The organism is Rhizobium sp. BK529, assembly GCF_014194105.1.
In the GTDB taxonomy this organism is placed as follows: domain Bacteria; phylum Pseudomonadota; class Alphaproteobacteria; order Rhizobiales; family Rhizobiaceae; genus Rhizobium.
In genome coordinates this window covers 871,593-892,120 of sequence record NZ_JACIAU010000001.1, presented here as the reverse complement: position 1 = coordinate 892,120, position 20,528 = coordinate 871,593, and the positions used below count along the sequence as shown (strand labels likewise).

Genomic DNA, 20,528 nt, shown 5'->3' with positions numbered 1-20,528 from the left:
TGCTGATAAATTCCAGAAAAACGTGTATTGCCTCTTGGTGCCGCCCTACCACAGATTGCCTGAACGGCCGCTGCTATGCACCCAACGCGGTAGCATCGGAACGGGCAACCACCTGCAGTGGCACGGCGACGACCGGATCAAACAGCGTCGACCGGAAATTATTCGAGCCGCAAGCTCACCCAGGAATGCGCGGCGTCGTTATAGACGCTTTGGCTGGGCGCAAGATCGGTGACGTCGTCAAAGCAGCCCAATGCAATCGCCACTAGGCCCGGCCGAAAGCCTGGCATCCAGTAAACGGTCGAGCCGCATGACGGACAGAAATAAAAGGTCAGATCCTTGCCGCTGTCCCCAACGCGCACATAGGTGGAGGATTCTCCCGCGTAAGCGACTTCTGCAGCGTTAAAAAATACCGCAACTCCGAATGCCGAGCCGGTGCGGCGCTGACAGGATTTGCAATGGCAGGCCGACACTTTCAGCGGCGGACCGCTCGCAATGGCCGACAGGCTGCCGCAAGAGCATTTCGCCGAACGCTCCATCTTTACCTCTCCCTGAGACCTGCATCAGATCGCCGCAGACGCATGATACCCGGCTGTCCTTATGGCGCTATGACACAATGAACAGGCGGCAAACCGGGTGTTGAGATGAGCCTGCCCTCTAACCTGCATCGCCGATATCAAAACGCACGATCTTGTCGGCTTCCATACGGAAGATATGCGTCACTGTCTTATCCTTCAGGCCATGATCTTGCCCCTTCAGCGGCTGGCCATTCAGATCAAAGACCCTCTGGATCACCTCGACTTCGATGGCGCCGTCTGGCGCATGGCGAAATGCCACCGGTTCGACATGCGGGCTGATGATCGCCCATTGGCGGGTCCAGTAATCCCGAACCGCCTCACGGCCATGGACATGGCCGCCTTCCATGCCATTCGCCCAGGTGACATCATCGGCGAGCACGGCAAGTACCCCATCAATATCGCGCGCATTGAAGCGCTCATAGATGCGCTCGATAATTTGCGTCTGTTTTTCCGACATGCTGTTTCCTTACCATGGTTTAAAGCCGTTTGAGCGGGTCGGGCCGGCATTGACCAACACCACAGCTATAGATACATACGTACATATGTAACTTAGTCAATGGCAGGCAACGAGCAAATGGAATGAGTGAAGACGTGCTTTCCACGCCGGGGCATCTCATCAGCCTCGCAGCGCGAGGCTTCGCCCGCCTCAGCGAGTCACGTCTCAAACCGCTCGGCTTCGGCGTCGGGCAATTGCCGGTTCTGGTGGCGCTGAAAAATGGCAAGGCAAGCACGCAACGCGATCTCGCCCGCTTCGCGAAGGTGGAACAGCCGCCAATGGCGCAGATGCTCGCCCGCATGGAGCGGGATGGCTTGATCCGGCGTACACCCGACCCTGCCGACCGCCGAAGCAGCCGCATCGTGTTGACCGAGGACGCGCAGACACGCATGCCCGAGGCGATAGCAACCTTGTTTCAGGGCAACCGCGAAGCCTTGGATGGCTTCACACCATCAGAAGCGGAGCAATTCGTCGCCATGCTGGCGCGATTGATCGTAAATCTGGATAAAATCGCCGCTGCCGATCCGCCGTGATCATTCGTACCGTCATCAAGATCCTCAGCGCGTCGTTGTCTCCACCTTCCGCGCAAACGGCACCCATAGCAGCGCGCACCCCGTCAGCACCGCAACCACCATCCATGCCTCGTTGATCGCCTGAACCGTCGCGGCAGTCTGCACCAGCGGATCGAGCATCGCCGTCGTGTCCGCGTCGAATTCGCCCTGATACCCGGCAATCGCCTGCAGCGGCGCGCCGACGAAGGCGGCAATATCCACATCCCCCGCCTTCAGCCGGTCCCAGATACCTTGGCCGAGTGGGTCCGAGCGGGTGTAGATGACGGTGTCGATGAGCGCGATGCCGATCGCGCCGCCGAGATTGCGCATCAGATTGAACAGACCGCTCGCATCGGGAATATGCTCCGGCGGCAAGGTGCCGAGCGCCAGCCGCGTCGGCGGCAGCAGGCAGAACATGATGGCACTGCCGCGAATGACCTGCGGCCAGAACATCGCATCATAATCGGTCTGCGGGTCCTGAAAGGCGCTCATGCCGATACCAACGGCAAAGAGCGCAAAGCCGGCGGCAGAGAGCCATCGCGCATCCGTCCGCTTTTCGAGCGCCACCGCAATCGGCGCGGTGATGAGCTGGGCAATGCCCGTCACCAGCATCGTCATGCCGATCTCCAGCGCATCGTGTCCGCGCACGAAGGCGAGGAAGACGGGCATGAGATAGACGGAGCCGAAAAGGCCGATGCCGAGAATGAAGCTCATCGCCGAGCCGGCCAAAAAGTTCCTGTCACCGAAATTGGCGAGCTCGACCACAGGCATTGCCCTGTGCAATGTCCGCCAGGCAAACGCGCATCCGCAAATCAGGAACAGGCCGAGCAGGCCGGTGACGATGAGTGAAGTCCAGCCGCTCGTCGGCGCCTCCTTCAGGCCGATCTCCAATGCGGCAAGGCTTACCGCCATCAGCAGCAGGGAGATGATATCCAGATGCCAGAGTTCGGCGAGGTTGACGCTCTCTCGGGGAAGCGAGCGCATGGCAACGAGCGCGGCCAGAATGCCGGGCACGATATTGATCAGGAACAGCCAGTGCCACGAATAGGTCGCCGTCAGCCAACCGCCGACGATCGGTCCGATGGTCGGCGCAAGCACGGCGAGAACACCGGCGATCGTCGTGGCAAGCGCCTGCCGCTTATCCGCAAACAGGATGAAGACTGCCGAAAACACCGAGGGGATCAGCGTGCCGCCGGAAAAGCCCTGGACGACGCGCCAGGCAACGAGCTCGCCGAAACTGCCGCTCGCAGCGCAGCCCGCAGAAGCGGTCACGAACAGCAGGAGCGAGGCGACGAAAAGCCAGCGCATCGTCAGCAGCCGGGTCAGAAAACCCGTCAGCGGGATCGCCACCACCTCGGCGATGAGATAGGCGGTCTGCACCCAGCTCATCTGATCCGGATGAATATCGAGCGCTGACTGGATGGTTGGAAGCGAGGTCGCGACGATCTGCACGTCGAGGATCGCCATGAACATGCCGAGGCACATCGCCAGAAAGCCGATCCATCTGCGCTCTGGCGCAACTGCTGACGAAACGGGTTCAGACTGGTCGGGCATGGAATGGTCCTGCGAGAGCGACGTTCTGAGACGCGACCGGGATGGCCGGAATCGACGCGTGGCAGGCGACAATAGCAGGGCATGGCGCAGCCTGCCAAAACACAATGGCAGGAGAGCGCCGCAGCGAGCAATCACGCAGTACGGATGAGAAATTCAGCGATCAGCCGCGTTGCCACGGCCGCATGCGTTTCGAGCAGGAAATGCCCGCCATCGAGGATAGGCGCTTCCATTCTCGGCAGCGCCTCGATCCAGGACAGGGTTTCCCTGAGGTCGAAAAAGGCGTCGTGTCGCCCCACATCTTCAAGGGAAAATGCGCCCCCCGTCGGAGAAACGAAATATCGCAGATTCTCGATCTCGCCTCTTGCAATCCGGGCCGACACGCATCATATCACGGCTTCACCTGAAAACGAACTTGCGCTTGGTATCGACGTTGGTCGAGCCGCGTTCGAGCTTCACAGGACAAGGGCGCTCCCCGCAAGGGTCGAGCGCCCTTTTGATTCCGCCTTTTCAGGCGTAAGCCGTGCCCGCCATCGCCGCCTTCACACCCAGACTTCCCCGATCGACGAGCGCAAGGAAGACGGACTTCGCCTTCTCCGCATCCCGCCCCTGCCGGAAGCTCCGGTGCGCCTCGATGAAGGCGACGCTCCAGCTTGCGAGCAGCATGGCGGCCGCAAGCTTCGCCTTGGGATCGTCAGCGTCCTGCCCTGCGCTTTCGGCAAGCGCCACCGCCAGTTCCCCCGCAATCTCGTCCCGGATTGCCCGCGCCCTCGCCTTCAGCGTCTCGCTATTCTCCACGGTCTCGAAAAAGACCTCGCTCACCGTGGAAAACAGGAGGTAAGGCGTCTGCTGCCTGACGAGCTGATGCGCCAGCAGCCGCAATGTCTCGATGGGCGAAACCTCGGGATCGCGCTGCCGCAGGGCTTCGCGCAGCGTCTCGCGCGCCTCCTTGTCCCGATCGAAGAACATATCCTCCTTGCGCGGGAAGTGGTTGAACACCGTCATCCTCCCGACATCGGCCGCCGCCGCAATCTCATCGACGGTCACATTCTCGAACCCCTTCTCGAAAAACAGACGATCGGCGGCAAGCGAGATGGCGCGGCGCGTGGCAAGGCGCTTTCGGGCACGCCGGTCGAGCGGAGCGGCATCCGCCGTTTCCATCTCCGAAGGCGTTGCGCCCGCTACTGTTTCGTCCTTGTGTTTAGACATGCCGCTTGAATAGCAGGATTCATGTACTGAGTACACCGATGTTGACAGACAGCACCCACTTGCATATTACTGTACTGAGTATAAATTTGGATTAAGTCCGAAAAATCTGCAAATGCCGCCGTGGAACCGGGCTGCCCGCCCGTGGCCGCGAACGGCACGGCTTTGCGCCACTATCCCCACTCGCCCCCAAAAGGAAAAGCCGATGGCTCTTGCCACCAACAAACCCTTGATCGTCATCTTCATTGCGATCTGCCTCGATGCCGTCGGCATCGGCTTGATCTTCCCCATCCTTCCGCGCCTGCTGCAGGAGGTGACACACGCCGCCGACATCGCCGTCTATATCGGCCTCATGACGGCGCTCTATGCCGCCATGCAATTCGTCTTCGCCCCGGTGCTTGGTGCGCTCAGCGACAATATCGGTCGCCGTCCCGTACTTTTGATGTCGCTCGCCGGCGCGGCGGTCAATTACGTCATCATGGCCTTTGCGCCTTCCCTCTTGCTGCTCTTTGTCGGCCGAGCCATTGCCGGCCTCACCAGCGCCAACATGTCGGTCGCCTCTGCCTATATCACCGATATTTCGGCCGCCGATCAGCGAGCCCGCCGCTTCGGCCTGTTCAACGCCATGTTCGGCGCCGGCTTTATCATCGGCCCTGTGCTCGGCGGCCTGCTCGGCGATTACTGGCTGCGCCTGCCCTTTATCGCCGCAGCCGTGCTCAACGCCGCAAACCTGCTGCTCGCCCTCTTCATTCTGCCCGAATCCCGAATGCCGTCCCGACGGAAGATAAACTTCGCCGCCCTCAATCCGCTTGAGCCCTTCAAATGGCTCGTCTCGATGAAGGCGCTCATGCCGATCGTGCTGGTCTATTTCGTCTTCAGCGCTGCCGGCGAATCCTACGGCACCTGCTGGGCGCTCTGGGGCTTCGACACATTCGGCTGGAACGGCTTCTGGATCGGCCTGTCGCTCGGCGCCTTCGGCATATGCCAGACCGTTTGCCAAGCGTTCCTGCCCGGCCCCGCAACTCGCCTGCTCGGCGAGCGCTGGTCGGTCATGACAGGCATCGCCGCCGCCGCGACAGCTTTGACAGTCATGGCCTTCGCAAATCAGGGCTGGATGATCTTCGCCGTCATGCCGGTCTTCACGCTCGTCGGCATCGGCAATCCCGCCTTCCAGGCGCTCGCCACAAGCAAGGTCGCCCCCGATCGGCAGGGCGAACTGCAGGGCCTGCTCGCCTCCACCATCAGCCTCGCCTCCATCATCGCGCCGCTAGCCTTCTCATCCCTCTATTTCGTCACGCGGGAGAACTGGCCGGGCGGCATCTGGCTTTCGGTGATTGCGCTTTATGCGCTTGCGGTGCCATTGGTGCTGATAAGCACGAGAACCCGTGGCAACGTACAGACCGCAAGCGCCTAGAGGTCCCGCGAACATTGCATCTCCTCGAACTGCCGTCAGCGCTGGGGCAGTCCCGCCTGCCGCAGGCCCTCGGCAGTTCGGGCTGCCCATTCCGGAACACCTTGAAACACCGGTCTCGCCAGATACCGCTCGATCGTAAAGTTTGGCTCAATCTGCATGAGCTTCCGCGCAGCCCATCGCGCCGTCTCCAGGTCGCCATTCATCGCCGCCCAGGCAGCCGTCATTCGATAGGGCCAGGTGACATCAGGATGTTTGTTGATGACCTCCCGGGCGATAGCAACAGCCTCGGAAAGGGAACCTGCCATGGCCAGCGAAAGGGCCATGCCCATTCTCATATTGAATGCCAGCGGGTCGGCCGGGCTGAGCATCAGCGCCCGCTCGAACCGCTCCGTGGCACCAGTCTCACCCTTGTAGCTCGCAACCCAGCCGTAGCGCGCCCATGCCCAGGCATTGTTCGGATCGAGCGCCAAAGCGCGCTCGAGATAGGCGGCCGCACGCTCCTGATCGCCACAATGGCTCAAGGCGCCGCCGACAGCCGTCAATGCGGTCGGATCATCATCGATGCGACCCGCCGCAGCCTCGACCGAGCGCAAGACCAGTTCCAGGTACCGCTCCGGTTCTTCGGTCCAGATGTAGCCGAGGTGCTGTGCGTAACACCATGCCAGAAATGCGTGAGCCCGGCCATAGGCAGGGTCGATCGCGATGGCATCCTGAAGCAATGGTATTGCCCGCTCGTTGGTCGCCTTGCTCTGTCCCCAGAGATAAGGGTAAGCGCGCATGACGAGATCATAGGCCCGCAGGCTGTTTGGCGGCTTGCACATCGACAGCTCGATTTCGGCGCTGCGGATGGCTGGATGGATTGCGCCGGCAACCTGCGCCGCAATCCTGTCCTGAAGCTCGAATATGTCCTCGGCCGCTCCTTCATAACGCTCGGACCAGAATTGCGTGCGTGTCTCGGCATCCACCAGTTGCACGGAAATCCGCAGCCGGTCTCCTCCGCGGCGAACGGTCCCCTGGACGACATAATTGACGCCGAATTCCTTGCCGACATCACGCACGTCGACAAAACGGCCCTTGTAGGTAAAGGCGGACTGCCGCGCGATGACGAAGAACTCCCGGACGCGCGAGAGGGCCGCAGTGATCTCCTCCACGACGCCATCGACGAAATACTCGTCGCCCTGACCGCTGAGATTGTCGAAGGGCATCACCACGATCGACGGCTCGTCTCTGCCGAAGCGGTCGCCAGGCGATGGCGCCGGCCCGGCATCCGCCTTTTCCGGCGCCTCCTGCCGCCAGTCGACCCGAAAGACGGAAATCGGCCTCGGGATATTCTTCAATTCTCGTTCGCCGAGGCTGGTCAGCGCAAACGGCACCTTCCCATAGAGGTGCTCGCGCACCGACCCGGAAATGCAGATGCCTGACGGGGGCGCCATCGCCTGCAGGCGCGCGGCGATATTGACGCCGTCGCCTAGCAGATCGTCGCCCGACACGATGACGTCGCCCAGATTGACGCCGATGCGGAACTCAAGGCCGCGATCCTGGAGGGTATCTTCCGGATTGCCGGAGAGGCGGCGCTGGATTTCGACAGCGCACCTCGTAGCCTGAACAGCGCTTGCGAACTCGGCGACGAAGCCGTCACCCGAGGTGCCGAAGATGCGGCCGTCATGCTCGCGCACGATGTCGCCGATCTGGCTGAGGCACAGGTTGAGAGCATGAATCGTGCCCTCCTCGTCCAGCGCCGCAAGGCGGCTGAAACCGGCAACATCGGCGGAAAGGATGGCTGCGAGCTTTCGATCCACGGCGGTGGTTGCTCCTGCGGCATGGAATAACCTTGCATGAATATGCGCGGATTCTGACAAATTCATAGGGTTTTGTCGCAGCGGAACGGATGAACGACCGCCTTTGGTACAATCCGCGGTCGCGGCGCCGAAAGCACGTGGAGCGGGCATTCAGTGGCAAGTCCAATCGCTTCGTGATAACAGGCGGGATACGCACCCACGTCTCGTATCCCTATGCCCGATGCTTCAACCTTCCTGACTTTTTTCGTCGCACTCGCCGTTCTCGACATAACGCCAGGGCCGGACATGATGCTCATCATCGCTCGCGGCGTGGGACAGGGGCGCAGGATTGCCTTGCTCACAGTAGTGGGCATGGTTCTTGTGGCTGGCGTGGTCCAGATCGGCCTTCTGGTTCTCGGGCTGGCGTCTTTTCTCAAAGCCTATCCGTCGGCTCTGATCGTCATTCAATGGGCGGGAGCGGCTTACCTTCTCTATCTCGGCGCCAGGATGATCCGGGCAAGCTTCCGGCATCAACGGGACGGCGGTTTGAAGACAAAGCCTGTTTCGGGATGGACGGCGGTGCGCGAGGGCGCGCTCAACAATCTGACGAACCCTAAGTCGCTTCTCTTCATGTTCACCTTTCTTCCGCTCTTCGTCGATCCCAATGCAGGCCCGGTCTGGCTTCAGCTTCTGGTGCTGGGTTCGATCCAGAAACTGACCGGCATCATCTCGCTTGGTGGAGTCGCTCTGGCATCCGGCTCGGTGGGTCAGTTCCTGCATCGCTGGCCGAAATTGCTTGCATGGCAGGAGCGCTTTACCGGGTTCGTCCTGATCGGTCTCGGCATCAGGCTGCTCATCTCCGGCAATCCTGCGCCCGCGCCGGCAGTGGCTCGATAAGGAAGCTTTCGGCCATCGCGCGATGAGCCAAAATGCGTCACATATCCTTCACCCTCCTCCGTTAGGCAGGCCGAAACCCGGAGACTGAACATGCACTCGGCCCCCCAGCCAAACCGCCCCAAGATCGCCGAAACCGTTATCCATCCGACGGCGAGCCTGAGGGATTCCAGCATCGGCAAATGCTGCGAAATCCTGGAGAATACTTCGCTGCACACGGTCGAGCTCGGCGATTACTCCTATCTCGGCCAGCGCTGCATCGTCGGCGATGCAAAGATCGGAAAATTCTGCGCCATTGCCGCAGAGGTCAGGATCGGCGCGCCCAATCACCCGATGGACCGCCCGTCCATGCATCGCTTCACCTACTGCCCGGAATATTATTCTGAAGATGCCGTGCGCGACCATGCCTTTTTCGCCGATCGAAAGGCCGATCGCGCCATCATCGGCAATGACGTCTGGATCGGTCACGGCGTCATCGTGCTTCCGGGTGTCACGGTTGGAGATGGTGCCGTGCTTGCCGCCGGCGCTGTCGTCACCAAGGATGTCGAGCCGTACACCATTGTCGGCGGCGTTCCCGCCAAAGTCCTGCGCGAGCGTTTCTCGCGGGATATCGCGCAAAAGCTTGCCTCCATCGCCTGGTGGGATTGGCCCTTCGAGACCATCATGGCGCGGCTCGCCGACTTTCAGTCCAGTGACATCGAGGCCTTCTGCGAGCGCTGGTCCTGATCCAGCCCGCATCGGCCCCATTGACGACGGAAAACGAGGCCCGGCTCGCTTGACGCGAGCGGGCGTGCTTCAGGGCTAGCCCGATTGCGGTCAGTAGTCCCAGAAGACCGGCACCCAGCGAAAGCTGTCGCCATCGACCGCCACCCGGCCGACGGAGGGAAACGGCAGATGGGTCGCCACCAGCTGTTCGCCGTTCGCCGCCAGCTCGCGCAAGAGATTGATGCGGACGCGGGCCGCTTCCTCGGGGTCGTGTTCGAACCCGTTGAACCAGTCCGGATGCTCGAATCCGACCGCGAACACGGCATCGCCGGCGAATGTCAGCTTCTCGCCACGCGAGGCCAGGCGGACCACGCTGTGCCCGGGCGTGTGGCCGCCGGTGCGACGGACAATCACGCCCGGCGCCAGCTCGTATTCATCATCGAACAGCCGCAGATGGCTGCCGTATTCGGCGAGGAACCGCTTTGCGGTCGCCCGAAGCGCGTCGGGAAAGCCCGGCGGCATGGCGACGTGGCTGAAATCGGGCGCTTCCCAGAACTTGGCTTCGGCCGCCGCCGCGTGGATCCGCAGGTCCGGACGCAGCCGCTCCTTCACGCCGTCGACGAGCAGCCCGCCGATATGGTCCATATGCATGTGGGTCAGCACCACGTCGGTGACCGAGCCAAGATCGATGCCGGCAGCCTCCAGTCGCTTGATCAGCTGACCGGCCCGCGGCAGGTTCAGGTCCGGATCCAGGCCGAGCCCGGCGTCGACGAGGATGGTTTGCCCGCCGCTGCGCACCAGCACAACATTCAGCGCCCAGTCGAAAGCGTCCTGCGGCAGGAACATATCGCCCAGCCAGGCTGCCCGGTCGGCCTCGGCGGCATTGTGTCCGAGCATCTTCGTCGGAAGCGGCAACACGCCATCGCTGATGATCAGCACCTCGATATCGCCGACCTGCACTGCATAACGCGACGGAACCAATTCTTCGGGGCCTGATCTACCGGAGTGTGAACTATTCTCTGGGGGACGGATTTTGGTTTCTAACTGCGACATGACGCGCTCCTGTGTTGCGTGGACACCAGCCCGCCACTTTCCATTCGGTCTTGCACTGACGTTGCAGACCGTCATGGAACCGCGCCCGAACATCATGTTTCAATGCTCGAGCGCCTCTTTGGTGGCGGCGCTGAAGGAGTACAGCCACCAGCGACCGCCGGTAATCCAAACATAGGTTCTATGGGCTGCCGACGCCGTTCGAACGGCCTAACCCGGAAACGGCTCCAGCGTGCCGAGCCAGGCAACGAGCGCGATAATACCGGTGGCGACGATCATTTCCGCGACGGTTCCGGCGGCCAATGCCCTGTCGGCGGTGGGCGAGCGGCCTATGCGCGGCACCAGCTCGTAGCGGTTGAAGATCGCCATCAGCACCATGATCGCGACAAGGCAGATCTTCAGCGAAAGCAGCCGCTGATAAGGCACGCTCCAGTCGAGCGGCAGACCGCCCGTTATCAGCAGGCTGTTGGTGAGCCCGGAGAGAATGACCAGCGCAACAGCGACATGCCCTGCCCTCGAAAAGCGGATGAGCGCCATCAGTGCCTCGGCGCCTTCAGTGCGATCGCCAAGCCGGGAAAGCACGAGCGCCACGGGAGCGAGCGCCCCGATCCATGCGCCGCCGGCAAGCACATGCACCATATCGTTTGCCCGGTGCAGCAAACCCAGCCCGCCATCGTTCATCGCCGCATGGCCGGTCAACGCCAGCCCGCAGAGCAGCAGGCCGGAGATGATGGCGGTCGCCGCCATTTTCCGCCGGACCGGCATCCATGTCACCGCCAGGAGAACAGCTGATAACGCGGCCTGCCATGCCCAGGCAGTGCCGATGGAAGTCCCCGTCAGCACGGCGATCGTCGTTTCCGCATCCAGCCCGTCCGCCCAGCCATTGCCGAGCATGGCGCTGCGCACCGGCAGAAGTGCTGCGGTGGCGATCACCGCCAGCACGACGGCGACGGCATGCGCCCGCCGGAGTTTCGCCGCGATATGGCTGCTCAATCCCCTTGGTACGAGCAGCCACAAATAGACGGCGCTGCCCCAGAGAAACAGGGCAGCCCCATCAAAGACGAAGCGGCAAAGGATGAAAGCCGTATCCGGTGTCATCACGGCCAAACTATCAGGGGTTGACGGTAAAGCTGAATGTGCCGTTGGACTTGTGCCCGTCCGTCGAGAGCACATACCAGTCGACTGTATAGCTGCCAGGGGCCAGCTTGCCCGAGACCGGCACCATCAGCTCCTTGTTTCCTTCCATCAGCATGCCCTCGCCGAGCTTGATCTGCTGCTTGTCCGGACCGGTCATGGCGACGCCGCTGAACTTGAGGTTCACCTCTTCGGTAAAGGTGAGATCGAGTTCGGTGGGCGCAGCGACAGCGGCCTTGTCGGCCGGCTCGGAGCTTTTCAGATGCGCATGGGCGAAGGCCTGGCCGGCAAGGGCGATGCTGGCAAGGGCGGTGACGGAGAGAATGCGGATCGTCGGGGACATCAGATCATGCCTTTCGGTTCATTGGGACGGGCGATGGCGCATCTGGCCGTCGCTTGATTAGACAGTCGGAAAGCGGAATTATTCCGCGCCCTCTCGTAATTCAGTGGCGGGCTTCGCTCATTGCGCTGGGTCATCTGCCTCCCTCGTCATCCGCCCAGCAATACATCGCGGATCTTCGCGAGTGCGGCGTCACGATCCGCGCCGTAGGGAATCAGCCCCTTCAGCCGCCCGTCGGCGTCGATGAGCAGCAGCGAGACCGTATGGCTCATGTGATAATTGCCGTCTTCCGAAGGCAACCTGGCCGCATGGATGAACCAGCCGTCGGCGACCTTCTTCATCTCTGCCGGATCGCCGGTAATGCCGGTGATGCGGCTGGAGAAGGCGGTGACGTAATCATGCATCACCTCCCGCGTGTCGCGCTCAGGATCGATCGAGAAGAAATAAGCCTTTAGCGCCCTGCCCTGATCGCCGAGCGTCGTCAGCCAGTCCGCCACCTCGTAAAGCGTCGTCGGGCAGGCCTCAGGGCAATGGGTGTAGCCGAAATAGACGAGTGCCGGATGTCCCCGGAAGATCGACTGGTCGACACCATTCCCCCGGTCGTCGACGAGCGAGAACTGCGTATCGAACGGCCCGGGGCGCGGCTGCGAAAGATAGAGCGAGATCATCAGAGCGATCAGCGCGCCGACGAAGACGGCACTTGCCGCAAAGCCTGAAATGGCAAGGGTGCGCGTTCTCATTGGCCATGCCCCTCATGGCCGCCGTGCCCGCCACCAGCCTCTCCCGCCATCATGACGGTGCCCTCGAAGCTCGCAAAACGCGCCAGCACGTTCGGGTCGAGCCCGGCTTCGACCTTCGCCAGTTCTGCCGCCAGCACGCTGGCATCCTCAGCCGAAAGCCCGGCCTTTTCCAGGGCCGCCGCCTCCCTGATCCCATCGCCGCTGCAGAGCACGATGCTCCAGCCATGATGGTTCTTCTTGAGGAGCGCCCGCCCGCCACGGCCATCCTGCTGCCAGCCGGCAATCGCCCAATCGTTCTGCACCACGACCGGCAGAATGGTCAGCGGCTTTTCCGGCGTCTCGAACATGGTCTTCAGCGTTGCAGGTATCGCCTCTTCCGGCGGCGGCCCGGACATATCCATGTCCATCCCCTGCATGCCGGGCGTCTCCATCGCGCCATGATCCATGGAGCTGTGACCCATAGCGCCATGATCCATGCTGCCACCGGCTCCGCCGACATCATCGAGCGGCCCGGCGATCCTGCCGACGGTAAAATCCACTGTGACCTCGCCGGCCTTCTCGAAGCTCAGCACCGCCCGGATCGTCTCGCCCTGCTGGAAGGGCTTGCTCACATCCTGGAACATCAGGTGGTAGTTGGGTTCAAGCGTCACCGTCTGCCCGGCGGGAATGGCAAGCCCGCCCTTCAGCTCACGCATGGTCATGATGCCATTGTCCATGCTCATCTGATGCAGCTGCACCTTCCCCGCCCGCTCCGAGCGCGCGCCCACCAGCCGGTCCGGCTCGCTGCCCGTATTGGTGATGACAAGGTAGCCGTCGCCGACCTTGGCGCCCGGCACCATAGAATGCGAGGCGGCATGATCGATGCGGATCGTGTCCTGCGCTGCCGCAGCCGTCGCGATCAGCAGGCCGACAAAAAGCGTGATAATCGTCTTCATCATCCCCTCCTCAGGCAAAGGCGCGCTTCAGCGGCGGCACGAAACGGATCACCATCTGGTCGACGGCGATCATCAGCAGGATCGTGAGCCCGCTCATCGGGAAGGCGACGGCGAAGGCGAGAACGATGGTCCAGAGCCCGAGATAGACCGAACGCCGCGGCGGCATCGGCGGCACACCGATCCGCCCCGCGGGCCGCCGCTTCCACCACATGACGATACCGGTCACACAGGAAAGGATGACCGCCAGGCAGGTCGCCAGCATCAGCAGCTGGTTGACACGCCCGAACTCCTGCCCCTGATGCACATTGATGCCCCATTCGATCGCCTGGCCGAGGAACGGATATTGCCCGAAGGAGAGATCGATCAGCGGCTTGCCGGAATATTGGTCGATATGGAGAGTGCGCTCTTTGGCGAGATCGTCGGGATAAACAGCCGCCGTATAGACGCCCGTCTCGCTGCCGGGAATGGCGAGATCGAAGCCCGGCGCCATGCCGAGTCCCCTCGCAATCTCCACCGCACGATTAAGTCCGATCGGCTTCTTCGATTGCGCCTCTGCGATCTCCGACAGCGGCACCGGCGCCTTCTCGACGATCCAGCCGGTTTTCGGCAAGATATCGTCCGTCACCTTCTGCGATTTCGGCACCGCGTCCCAGAGCTGCGCGGGATAGCCGAGATCATGGCTTGTCAGCCATGCATTGACATTCGCGCCCCAATATCCCGACCAGGGCATGCCCGTGATCGCCATGAAGAATATTAGGATACCGGCAAACGCGCCCGTCACCGCATGCAGGTCGCGCCAGAAGATGCGTCGCGCCGGCGTGCTGCGCACGGTCACGACGCCGCCCGCCTGCCGCCGCGGCCACCAGAGATAGATGCCGGTCACGACCAGCACCATGGCAAAGCCGCCGGTAATCTCGATCAGCTTGTTGGTGATATCGCCGAAGAGCGCCAGGCTATGGATACGCTTGATGACATAGTTGAACTCGTCGGTCGTGCCCACCGTATCGAGCACCTTGCCGTCATAGGGATTGACGAAAACCAGGCTCGCGCCGGCATCGGTGGAGACGGTCACGATTGCCGAGCGGTCGAGCCCGGCGGGATCCTTGTAGGAACTCGCGACGGAGCCCGGCACGGCAGCGGCTGCAACATCGGCAATCTTTTGCGGCGAAAGCGGCTCGCCCGACGGCTGAACATGATAGCGATAGGCAAAGACCGTATCGTTGATCTCGTCCTTGAAGAGATAGAGCGAGCCGGTGATTGCGAGATTGAGCAGGAAGGGAATGATGAGCAGGCCGGCAAAGAAGTGCCAGCGCCAGATGGCGCGATAAAGCGAAACGCCTGTTACGGCGCTCTCCGCCGGTTCGGCGGCAATGGTGGTAGACATGAAACTGGATCCGAATCCCCGGCCGGCAGCGGCAATGCAGCCCGGCCACGATTGCAAGACGCATCACGGCGCCTCGCCGCAATGCGGGTTCAGGTAAGGGTCGGTGTGGCAGGCGGAGCGCGCGGCCCCGTATTCGGCGGGAAAAGCTGGCGGTGGAAGGCTTCGGCGCGGCGCGGCAGCAGGGCGGCAACCGCAAAGCCGATCCGCGCACCGGTGATATCGGCCGGCTGCGGCAGCACCACGGCGGCGCTGATGCGGCAGGCTTCGCACGGATTGAGATGCGCGATCTTGCCATGTTCCTTGCCGCTGTCGTCGACAACGGTAACGCAGAGCGTCGGCAGCGTGCCGTCAGGCAGCACGTATTGGGCAAATGCGGCAGGGCTGAGAGCGTCCTCGGCTGCCGCCGGAACCTGATGCGCAAAGCCGACGAAGACGAGCGCGATGGCGCACAGAATGCGCACGATCAATTGCTCGATTCTATCAAGACGGTGTTGCATCTTTCCCCAGCGGCCCAAGACCCGTGCCTCAGCATCGAATCCGTGATAGCGGCATCTCGACCAAAGCTCAATGCGACATTCGTTCGCCCACGCTTGGCATGAGGCTGAGCCCGCCCCTGCGCTGCTCTGCCGGGCCGTCTGGAGTCGAGCAAGGTTCACCCCCCTCTGTCCTGCCGGACATCTCCCCCACAAGGAGGGAGATCGGCTAGAGGCACGAGCTTCGCACATCTCTGACGGCGCGCAGATTGTAACATCAGTTGTTTGGGGAAACCGGCGCCCCCAGCCAATCTCCCTCCTTGTGGGGGAGATGCCCGGCAGGGCAGAGGGGGGGGTGAAACCTTGCTTGACAGTTGTCGATCGCAGTGCATCGTCCAGCGGATCACGCCGGCACGGTGCAGGATCTGTCATCCCGCAGACGAGGACACTGTTCACATGCGATGCGAGAGCGTGTGCTGATGCCGTTCGTAAGCGTGTCGTGCCTCGGCCAGCGCCTCGTCGATACTATGCGACCGGCCTGCCAGCGGCGTATCGCCCAGCGTGCCGTCGCCAATCTGCAGCCGCCATCCCCAGGGTTTTGCCGCCGATAGGGTGTCGCCATCGCTGGCAATGGTTCCGACATATTTGCCGTCGACGGTCAGGTGGAAAACATTCGGCTCGCCTGACGGCACAAGCGCGAAATTCGCGCCTTCCTGACGTCCAGTCATGGCTTTGCTCCAGCTGCTGATGATGACGTTTCGAACCGCCTCGTTACGCCTTTGTTCCCGAAGCCCGTCGCCGCCGGAAGCCTGTCACCGTGCGGCGACGAGAGATCCGACCGTGATGATCACGGCGACAAGCAATATCAGGCCGATATAGATCGACATGTACTTGACCTGGTATTTCGTCGCCGGCGTCACGGCGCGGCCTCCGGAGGAATCTCGTCTTCGCCAGGATCAGGCGCCGGCTCGTCGCTGCCCTGCTTGTCGGGCATCGGCTCCTTCACGGGCGGAGCGGGTTTTCCAGGCGGCGGAACGGGCACCGACGGAGGTTCGGGCGCCAGGATCCTGATCGCTGCAACAGGACGTGTCATGGTCTTGTCCTCCTGAGGAAACTCAACGAGCCCGGACCAGCAATGTTCCAGAGACAAAACCTTTTTCCCGCCGGCGGGAACCTTGGCGCTCACATCAGGTTTGAAAGTCTCTTCGAAAGGGAAAATCATGCCGGATCGATCCCAAATCCTGATGCCTGCCAATTTTCAGGACATGAACGACGAGCTTGCCGATCGCGGCTTCATCGTGACGTCGGCAGACGATCTCATCACCTGGGCACGCACCGGTTCGCTGATGTGGATGACCTTCGGGCTCGCCTGCTGCGCCATCGAGATGATGCAGGTCGCCATGCCCCGTTACGATATGGAGCGCTTCGGCGTCGCACCCCGCGCAAGCCCGCGTCAGTCCGATCTGATGATCGTCGCCGGCACGCTCTGCAACAAGATGGCGCCGGCGCTGCGCAAGGTCTACGACCAGATGCCGGAGCCCCGCTACGTCATTTCCATGGGCTCCTGCGCCAACGGCGGCGGCTATTACCACTATTCCTACTCGGTCGTGCGCGGCTGCGACCGCGTCATCCCGGTAGACATCTACGTCCCCGGCTGTCCGCCGACTGCCGAGGCGCTGCTTTATGGCGTACTCCTGCTGCAGAAAAAGATCCGCCGCCAGGGGTCGATCGAACGCTAGGCCGGCAGCGAGCGCGTCGAACGTCCAGTGTGTATCGTCACCCCTCTCTCCCAATCATTCTTTCCGAGCGCATAGCTTCGTCCTTCATCAACTCTTGCGAATCACATAAGTCTGTGCTTATGTGTTATTCATGATGGAACACGATATTTTCCGCGCGCTCGCCGACCCGACCCGCCGCACGATCTTCGAGAAGCTGGCGGCCGGCAGCATGAATGCCAGCGCGCTGCGCCAGGGCATGGACATCAGCCAGCCGGCCATGTCCCAGCATCTCGCCGTGTTGCGGGCAGCAGGGCTGGTGCGCGAGCAGAAGGAGGGCCGTTTCGTGAATTACGAAGTCGATCCGGACGGGCTTGCCCTCATCGCGGAATGGCTGGCGAAATATCGCGCCTACTGGCCTGCCCGCATCGACGCTCTCAGGCTCTTGCTGAAGGATATGGACCAATGAACGACGTGAAGGCCAAAGTGCAGGCCAGGCAACAACAAAGCGGCTTCGAACAGACGTACGAGCTGGATGCTCCGCCGGAAAAGGTCTGGCGGGCAATCAGCATCGCCGAGTTCCGGGAAAAGTGGCTGCCGAAGGAAGCGCTGGCCGAGGCGCAGTCACTATCCGAGATGCCGGGCCGGGAAATCCGCTACAAGCTGCGCGACGATACTCCGCCCTATCTCGAAAGCACCGTCACCTTCGCGATCGCGCCGAATGCATCGGGCGGCACCAGCCTGCGGATCATCCACGAGCTGACCGGCGCCACCTTCGAGCGGCTTTCAAAAACGGTCGCCAACAGCAACAGCCCGACGCTCATGCTCGCCGCCTGAGGCGGCAGCCTGTCCCTGTCAAAAACTGGAAGATTGGAGTTCGCCAATGCGCGAAGCGATGCAGCTCGTCCCCATGGTCGTAGAGCAATCCTCAAGAGGGGAGCGCTCTTTCGATATCTATTCCCGCCTCCTGCGCGAGCGGATCATCTTTCTGAACGGCGAGATCAACGATACGGTTTCCGCCCTCGTCTGCGCCCAGCTTCTGTTTCTCGAAGCCGAAAACCCGAAAAAACCGATCAATCTCTACATGAATTCGCCGGGCGGCGTCGTGACCAGCGGGTTTGCCATGTATGACACGATGCGCTTCATCCGCGCGCCGGTGCACACGCTCTGCATGGGAACGGCCCGCTCGATGGGCTCGTTCCTGCTGATGGCGGGCCAGCCCGGAGAGCGCTATGCCCTGCCGAACGCCAGCATCCTCATCCACCAGCCGCTCGGCGGCTTCCAGGGCCAGGCCTCGGATATGCTCATCCACGCCGAGGAGATCCGCAAGACCAAGCAGCGCATGACGAGCCTCTATGCCGAGCATTGCGGCCGATCCTACGACGAGTTCGAGCGGGCGATGGATCGCGACCGTTTCATGACAGTCGAGGAGGCCTTGGAATGGGGGCTGATCGACCGCATCCTGCAGGGTCGGGAAGAAATGGAAGACGCTATCTCGTACTAGATCTCGTCAAGGTCGCCGGCGGTCGGCGGACAGCGCATCCAGGGAAATCATGTCCGCGGCCCTCTCCGCTCCGTGTGAGATTAGGGCCGCGGCTCAATTCGCGGATAACAGGCAGGGCTGGCTTACGCCTCAGCCACCGGCCTTGAGCGCCGTATTGCAAAGGCTCCAGAAACCGCCGCCCTTCTGGATCCATTTCAGATCGCTGAGCGTGCCTGCATCCTTGTTGGCATGATAGCTGTCGACGCAGGTATGCAGGCGGCCCTTGGCGGGCGTTTCGTTCGCATATTTCTTGTCGATCGCCTTCGGCATGGTCACGCTCTTGGGAGCCTTGATCGTCGGCTTTTCGGGTTCCTTTTCCGTCGTCGCGGCAACGGCCTTGTCATCGGCGGCGTCTTCGGCGGCAGCATCGGCGCCGCAGAACTTCGCCCGGAAGTCGTTCCACTTCATGTCCTTGGCCGAACCATCGGCCTTGGCCGTCTGATATTTGGCGCTGCATTCCTTCATGGTCAGCGCGGAGGCCGGAGAAACGAAGGCGGCGGCAGCAATCAGCGCTCCGACGGATGCTGGCACAAGCAATTTTGCAATCATGGGATATCCTCGGTTGGGGCAGTCAAGGCATGCACGTCTAAGAGGCTTGCGAAAGGGTTCCGCCAGGCGTCGCGGCATCGACCGCTTTCGGCAGATGCTCGGCGAGCAACTTGGCCACGTCGTCGGTATTGACGCCGAACTTGGCGGCGAGATCGCGGAGTTGATCCGAGGACAAGGCTTGCTCGATCTGCTCTGCCGATACGGGAAGATTGTGGCCGGTGCCGATCCAGGATGAGACCTGCTCACCGAGGCCGGCCGAATTGAGCTGGGAAACAATGCCCTGCAGCCCGCCGGCATTGTCGAATATTCGGGTCGCGACTGCGACGTAATCGACTTGCCTGCCGGCAAGCACATCCGAGAGAACACTGCCTAAGCCGTCGAAAATACTCATAGTCTCTCCTCCACCAGTGGATATCCATTTAGCACGAAGTCAAATTCGTGTCATCGCTGATTTGCGAAAGCGAAGGCGTTGCCACCGCAATCGGCACCCATCTTGCGAGCACCCTTTACCCTGCCTTAGATATGTGAACGGCGCATCACAGCGGTCAAACCATTCATGAAGGCAGGTCAGAAATGAAACGTCACGATTTCGATGATCTCGCCGCCTTCGTCATCGTCGCCGAGGAGAAGAGCTTCACCCGCGCCGCCGCCCGGCTTGGCATTTCCTCCTCGGGCTTGAGCCACATGATGCGTCAGCTGGAGGAGCGGCTCGGCATGCGCCTGCTTGCCCGCACCACCCGCAGTGTGGCGACGACAGAGGCCGGCGAACGCCTTCTGCTCACCCTCCAGCCGGCCTTCGCCGAGATCAACCGCGGCCTGCAGGAACTCGGCAATTTCAGAGAAAGACCCTCCGGGACCGTGCGCATCACGGCAGGCAAACATGCCGCCGCCTCGCTCGTCATGCCCATCTTGCCGGAATTTCACCGCACCTATCCCGATATCCGTGTGGAGCTCATCGTCGGCGACCGTTTCGAGGATATCGTCGCCTCGCGCTTCGATGCCGGCATCCGTTTCGGCGAGCGCATCGACAAGGATATGGTGGGCTTGCGCATCGGCCCCGATATCCGCGCGGCGATCGTCGGCTCGCCCGATTATTTCGCCCGCTATCCGCTGCCGAAACGGCCTGCCGATCTCGCCGACCATGATTGCGTTACCTATTACATGGCCTCGATGGGCGGACCCTATGCCTGGGAATTCGAGGAGAATGGCCGCGACATCGAGGTGAAGGTCTCGGGCAGCTTCATGGTCAATGATTCCGAGATGATGATCGAGGCGGCCCTTGCCGGTTCGGGCCTCGTCTATGTCTTCGAGGATTTCGCCGCCGAACATATCAAAAGCGGTCGGCTGATCCGCGTGCTCGAGGACTACTGCAAGCCGTTTACCGGCTATTCCATCTATTATCCGAGCCGGCGACAGATGCCGCCGGCCCTTTCGGTCTTCGTCGAGGCGCTGCGGGCCATCCCGAAACGCCACCCAGATTAGCAATTTTGGGAGA

General features: G+C 61.9%; 26 protein-coding genes. 9 read left to right on the top strand and 17 right to left on the bottom strand.

Translation table 11 applies throughout. The features are described 5' to 3' along the window. Positions 1-158: 158 nt before the first annotated feature. Together FHX08_RS04400 and FHX08_RS04395 are read right to left on the bottom strand one after the other, a co-directional pair. Positions 159-536 (bottom strand): GFA family protein, encoded by a 378-nt coding sequence (locus FHX08_RS04400; protein WP_132654062.1) that lies wholly within the window; start codon positions 534-536, stop codon positions 159-161. A gap of 118 nt (positions 537-654) precedes the next feature. Further along, positions 655-1,032: a nuclear transport factor 2 family protein gene (locus FHX08_RS04395; RefSeq protein ID WP_132654061.1), complete on the bottom strand. Its 378-nt coding sequence runs from the start codon at positions 1,030-1,032 to the stop codon at positions 655-657. Positions 1,033-1,154: 122 nt separating this feature from the next. Between FHX08_RS04395 and FHX08_RS04390 the strand changes: the two genes are divergently transcribed. After that, on the top strand, positions 1,155-1,604 hold the full coding sequence (locus FHX08_RS04390; RefSeq protein ID WP_132654060.1) for a MarR family winged helix-turn-helix transcriptional regulator: 450 nt from the start codon (positions 1,155-1,157) through the stop codon (positions 1,602-1,604). 24 nt (positions 1,605-1,628) lie between these two features. On the opposite strand, the gene FHX08_RS04385 is transcribed toward FHX08_RS04390, so the two are convergent. The 3 genes from FHX08_RS04385 to FHX08_RS04375 form a co-directional block, all read right to left on the bottom strand. Then, positions 1,629-3,176 (bottom strand): DHA2 family efflux MFS transporter permease subunit, encoded by a 1,548-nt coding sequence (locus FHX08_RS04385; protein ID WP_132654059.1) that lies wholly within the window; start codon positions 3,174-3,176, stop codon positions 1,629-1,631. Positions 3,177-3,307: 131 nt separating this feature from the next. Further along, entirely contained in the window at positions 3,308-3,556 is a 249-nt protein-coding gene (locus FHX08_RS04380) for a hypothetical protein (RefSeq protein ID WP_207896873.1), read from the bottom strand. Positions 3,557-3,683: 127 nt separating this feature from the next. After that, positions 3,684-4,334: a TetR/AcrR family transcriptional regulator gene (locus tag FHX08_RS04375; RefSeq protein ID WP_184327351.1), complete on the bottom strand. Its 651-nt coding sequence runs from the start codon at positions 4,332-4,334 to the stop codon at positions 3,684-3,686. 250 nt (positions 4,335-4,584) lie between these two features. Between FHX08_RS04375 and FHX08_RS04370 the strand changes: the two genes are divergently transcribed. After that, positions 4,585-5,793: a TCR/Tet family MFS transporter gene (locus tag FHX08_RS04370; RefSeq protein WP_132654057.1), complete on the top strand. Its 1,209-nt coding sequence runs from the start codon at positions 4,585-4,587 to the stop codon at positions 5,791-5,793. Positions 5,794-5,828: 35 nt separating this feature from the next. Here the strand turns inward: FHX08_RS04370 and FHX08_RS04365 are convergent, their stop codons facing one another. Then, positions 5,829-7,592, bottom strand: a complete 1,764-nt coding sequence (locus tag FHX08_RS04365; RefSeq protein WP_245508275.1) for an adenylate/guanylate cyclase domain-containing protein — start codon at positions 7,590-7,592, stop codon at positions 5,829-5,831. A 213-nt stretch (positions 7,593-7,805) separates the two neighbouring features. Between FHX08_RS04365 and FHX08_RS04360 the strand changes: the two genes are divergently transcribed. Beyond that, positions 7,806-8,468 (top strand): LysE family translocator, encoded by a 663-nt coding sequence (locus FHX08_RS04360; RefSeq protein ID WP_132654055.1) that lies wholly within the window; start codon positions 7,806-7,808, stop codon positions 8,466-8,468. 90 nt (positions 8,469-8,558) lie between these two features. Beyond that, positions 8,559-9,191, top strand: coding sequence for a DapH/DapD/GlmU-related protein (locus tag FHX08_RS04355; RefSeq protein WP_132654054.1), 633 nt, complete (start codon positions 8,559-8,561; stop codon positions 9,189-9,191). Between the two features lie 90 nt (positions 9,192-9,281). On the opposite strand, the gene FHX08_RS04350 is transcribed toward FHX08_RS04355, so the two are convergent. The 9 genes from FHX08_RS04350 to FHX08_RS04310 form a co-directional block, all read right to left on the bottom strand. Beyond that, complete coding sequence (locus FHX08_RS04350; RefSeq protein ID WP_132654053.1) at positions 9,282-10,223, bottom strand: MBL fold metallo-hydrolase; 942 nt, start codon at positions 10,221-10,223, stop codon at positions 9,282-9,284. Between the two features lie 207 nt (positions 10,224-10,430). After that, positions 10,431-11,318, bottom strand: a complete 888-nt coding sequence (copD, locus tag FHX08_RS04345) for a copper homeostasis membrane protein CopD (protein WP_132654352.1) — start codon at positions 11,316-11,318, stop codon at positions 10,431-10,433. A 13-nt stretch (positions 11,319-11,331) separates the two neighbouring features. Continuing rightward, complete coding sequence (copC, locus tag FHX08_RS04340) at positions 11,332-11,697, bottom strand: copper homeostasis periplasmic binding protein CopC (RefSeq protein ID WP_132654052.1); 366 nt, start codon at positions 11,695-11,697, stop codon at positions 11,332-11,334. 146 nt (positions 11,698-11,843) lie between these two features. Beyond that, positions 11,844-12,434 (bottom strand): SCO family protein, encoded by a 591-nt coding sequence (locus FHX08_RS04335; RefSeq protein WP_132654051.1) that lies wholly within the window; start codon positions 12,432-12,434, stop codon positions 11,844-11,846. Further along, positions 12,431-13,372, bottom strand: a complete 942-nt coding sequence (locus tag FHX08_RS04330) for a copper uptake system-associated protein (protein WP_245508274.1) — start codon at positions 13,370-13,372, stop codon at positions 12,431-12,433. Before FHX08_RS04330 ends, FHX08_RS04335 begins: the two co-directional genes overlap by 4 nt. Before the next feature lie 7 nt (positions 13,373-13,379). Continuing rightward, on the bottom strand, positions 13,380-14,753 hold the full coding sequence (locus FHX08_RS04325; RefSeq protein WP_132654050.1) for a PepSY domain-containing protein: 1,374 nt from the start codon (positions 14,751-14,753) through the stop codon (positions 13,380-13,382). Between the two features lie 89 nt (positions 14,754-14,842). Then, positions 14,843-15,250: a hypothetical protein gene (locus FHX08_RS04320; protein ID WP_132654049.1), complete on the bottom strand. Its 408-nt coding sequence runs from the start codon at positions 15,248-15,250 to the stop codon at positions 14,843-14,845. A 428-nt stretch (positions 15,251-15,678) separates the two neighbouring features. After that, positions 15,679-15,954 (bottom strand): hypothetical protein, encoded by a 276-nt coding sequence (locus tag FHX08_RS04315; protein WP_165911900.1) that lies wholly within the window; start codon positions 15,952-15,954, stop codon positions 15,679-15,681. 188 nt (positions 15,955-16,142) lie between these two features. Next, positions 16,143-16,319 carry a hypothetical protein gene (locus FHX08_RS04310; protein ID WP_165911899.1) on the bottom strand — a complete coding sequence of 59 codons (177 nt, stop codon included), beginning with the start codon at positions 16,317-16,319 and terminating at the stop codon, positions 16,143-16,145. Between the two features lie 127 nt (positions 16,320-16,446). Between FHX08_RS04310 and FHX08_RS04305 the strand changes: the two genes are divergently transcribed. The 4 genes from FHX08_RS04305 to FHX08_RS04290 all read left to right on the top strand — a co-directional run bounded on the left by FHX08_RS04305 (position 16,447) and on the right by FHX08_RS04290 (position 18,445). Then, positions 16,447-16,965 (top strand): NuoB/complex I 20 kDa subunit family protein, encoded by a 519-nt coding sequence (locus FHX08_RS04305; RefSeq protein WP_132654048.1) that lies wholly within the window; start codon positions 16,447-16,449, stop codon positions 16,963-16,965. A 130-nt stretch (positions 16,966-17,095) separates the two neighbouring features. Continuing rightward, on the top strand, positions 17,096-17,410 hold the full coding sequence (locus FHX08_RS04300; protein WP_132654047.1) for a helix-turn-helix transcriptional regulator: 315 nt from the start codon (positions 17,096-17,098) through the stop codon (positions 17,408-17,410). Next, a complete protein-coding gene (locus FHX08_RS04295) occupies positions 17,407-17,778 on the top strand; it encodes an SRPBCC domain-containing protein (protein WP_132654046.1) in 372 nt (123 codons plus the stop codon). Before FHX08_RS04300 ends, FHX08_RS04295 begins: the two co-directional genes overlap by 4 nt. A 46-nt stretch (positions 17,779-17,824) precedes the next feature. Further along, the gene (locus tag FHX08_RS04290) at positions 17,825-18,445 is read left to right on the top strand and encodes an ATP-dependent Clp protease proteolytic subunit (RefSeq protein WP_184326878.1); all 621 of its coding nucleotides are present in this window, start codon (positions 17,825-17,827) and stop codon (positions 18,443-18,445) included. A 129-nt stretch (positions 18,446-18,574) separates the two neighbouring features. Here the strand turns inward: FHX08_RS04290 and FHX08_RS04285 are convergent, their stop codons facing one another. Beyond that, positions 18,575-19,033, bottom strand: a complete 459-nt coding sequence (locus tag FHX08_RS04285) for a hypothetical protein (RefSeq protein WP_132654044.1) — start codon at positions 19,031-19,033, stop codon at positions 18,575-18,577. Positions 19,034-19,070: 37 nt separating this feature from the next. Further along, positions 19,071-19,424, bottom strand: coding sequence for a YidB family protein (locus FHX08_RS04280; RefSeq protein ID WP_132654043.1), 354 nt, complete (start codon positions 19,422-19,424; stop codon positions 19,071-19,073). 182 nt (positions 19,425-19,606) lie between these two features. Between FHX08_RS04280 and FHX08_RS04275 the strand changes: the two genes are divergently transcribed. Beyond that, positions 19,607-20,515, top strand: a complete 909-nt coding sequence (locus tag FHX08_RS04275; protein ID WP_132654042.1) for a LysR family transcriptional regulator — start codon at positions 19,607-19,609, stop codon at positions 20,513-20,515. Positions 20,516-20,528: the final 13 nt, after the last annotated feature.

Coding starts and splice junctions, on each gene's coding strand:
- FHX08_RS04400 (WP_132654062.1), bottom strand. CDS start 536: ATGGAGCGTTCGGCGAAATGCTCTTGCGGCAGCCTGTCGGCCATTGCG.
- FHX08_RS04395 (WP_132654061.1), bottom strand. CDS start 1,032: ATGTCGGAAAAACAGACGCAAATTATCGAGCGCATCTATGAGCGCTTC.
- FHX08_RS04390 (WP_132654060.1), top strand. CDS start 1,155: ATGAGTGAAGACGTGCTTTCCACGCCGGGGCATCTCATCAGCCTCGCA.
- FHX08_RS04385 (WP_132654059.1), bottom strand. CDS start 3,176: ATGCCCGACCAGTCTGAACCCGTTTCGTCAGCAGTTGCGCCAGAGCGC.
- FHX08_RS04375 (WP_184327351.1), bottom strand. CDS start 4,334: ATGGAAACGGCGGATGCCGCTCCGCTCGACCGGCGTGCCCGAAAGCGC.
- FHX08_RS04370 (WP_132654057.1), top strand. CDS start 4,585: ATGGCTCTTGCCACCAACAAACCCTTGATCGTCATCTTCATTGCGATC.
- FHX08_RS04360 (WP_132654055.1), top strand. CDS start 7,806: ATGCCCGATGCTTCAACCTTCCTGACTTTTTTCGTCGCACTCGCCGTT.
- FHX08_RS04355 (WP_132654054.1), top strand. CDS start 8,559: ATGCACTCGGCCCCCCAGCCAAACCGCCCCAAGATCGCCGAAACCGTT.
- FHX08_RS04350 (WP_132654053.1), bottom strand. CDS start 10,223: ATGTCGCAGTTAGAAACCAAAATCCGTCCCCCAGAGAATAGTTCACAC.
- copD (WP_132654352.1), bottom strand. CDS start 11,318: ATGACACCGGATACGGCTTTCATCCTTTGCCGCTTCGTCTTTGATGGG.
- copC (WP_132654052.1), bottom strand. CDS start 11,697: ATGTCCCCGACGATCCGCATTCTCTCCGTCACCGCCCTTGCCAGCATC.
- FHX08_RS04335 (WP_132654051.1), bottom strand. CDS start 12,434: ATGAGAACGCGCACCCTTGCCATTTCAGGCTTTGCGGCAAGTGCCGTC.
- FHX08_RS04330 (WP_245508274.1), bottom strand. CDS start 13,372: ATGATGAAGACGATTATCACGCTTTTTGTCGGCCTGCTGATCGCGACG.
- FHX08_RS04325 (WP_132654050.1), bottom strand. CDS start 14,753: ATGTCTACCACCATTGCCGCCGAACCGGCGGAGAGCGCCGTAACAGGC.
- FHX08_RS04320 (WP_132654049.1), bottom strand. CDS start 15,250: ATGCAACACCGTCTTGATAGAATCGAGCAATTGATCGTGCGCATTCTG.
- FHX08_RS04315 (WP_165911900.1), bottom strand. CDS start 15,954: ATGACTGGACGTCAGGAAGGCGCGAATTTCGCGCTTGTGCCGTCAGGC.
- FHX08_RS04310 (WP_165911899.1), bottom strand. CDS start 16,319: ATGACACGTCCTGTTGCAGCGATCAGGATCCTGGCGCCCGAACCTCCG.
- FHX08_RS04305 (WP_132654048.1), top strand. CDS start 16,447: ATGCCGGATCGATCCCAAATCCTGATGCCTGCCAATTTTCAGGACATG.
- FHX08_RS04300 (WP_132654047.1), top strand. CDS start 17,096: ATGATGGAACACGATATTTTCCGCGCGCTCGCCGACCCGACCCGCCGC.
- FHX08_RS04295 (WP_132654046.1), top strand. CDS start 17,407: ATGAACGACGTGAAGGCCAAAGTGCAGGCCAGGCAACAACAAAGCGGC.
- FHX08_RS04290 (WP_184326878.1), top strand. CDS start 17,825: ATGCGCGAAGCGATGCAGCTCGTCCCCATGGTCGTAGAGCAATCCTCA.
- FHX08_RS04285 (WP_132654044.1), bottom strand. CDS start 19,033: ATGATTGCAAAATTGCTTGTGCCAGCATCCGTCGGAGCGCTGATTGCT.
- FHX08_RS04280 (WP_132654043.1), bottom strand. CDS start 19,424: ATGAGTATTTTCGACGGCTTAGGCAGTGTTCTCTCGGATGTGCTTGCC.
- FHX08_RS04275 (WP_132654042.1), top strand. CDS start 19,607: ATGAAACGTCACGATTTCGATGATCTCGCCGCCTTCGTCATCGTCGCC.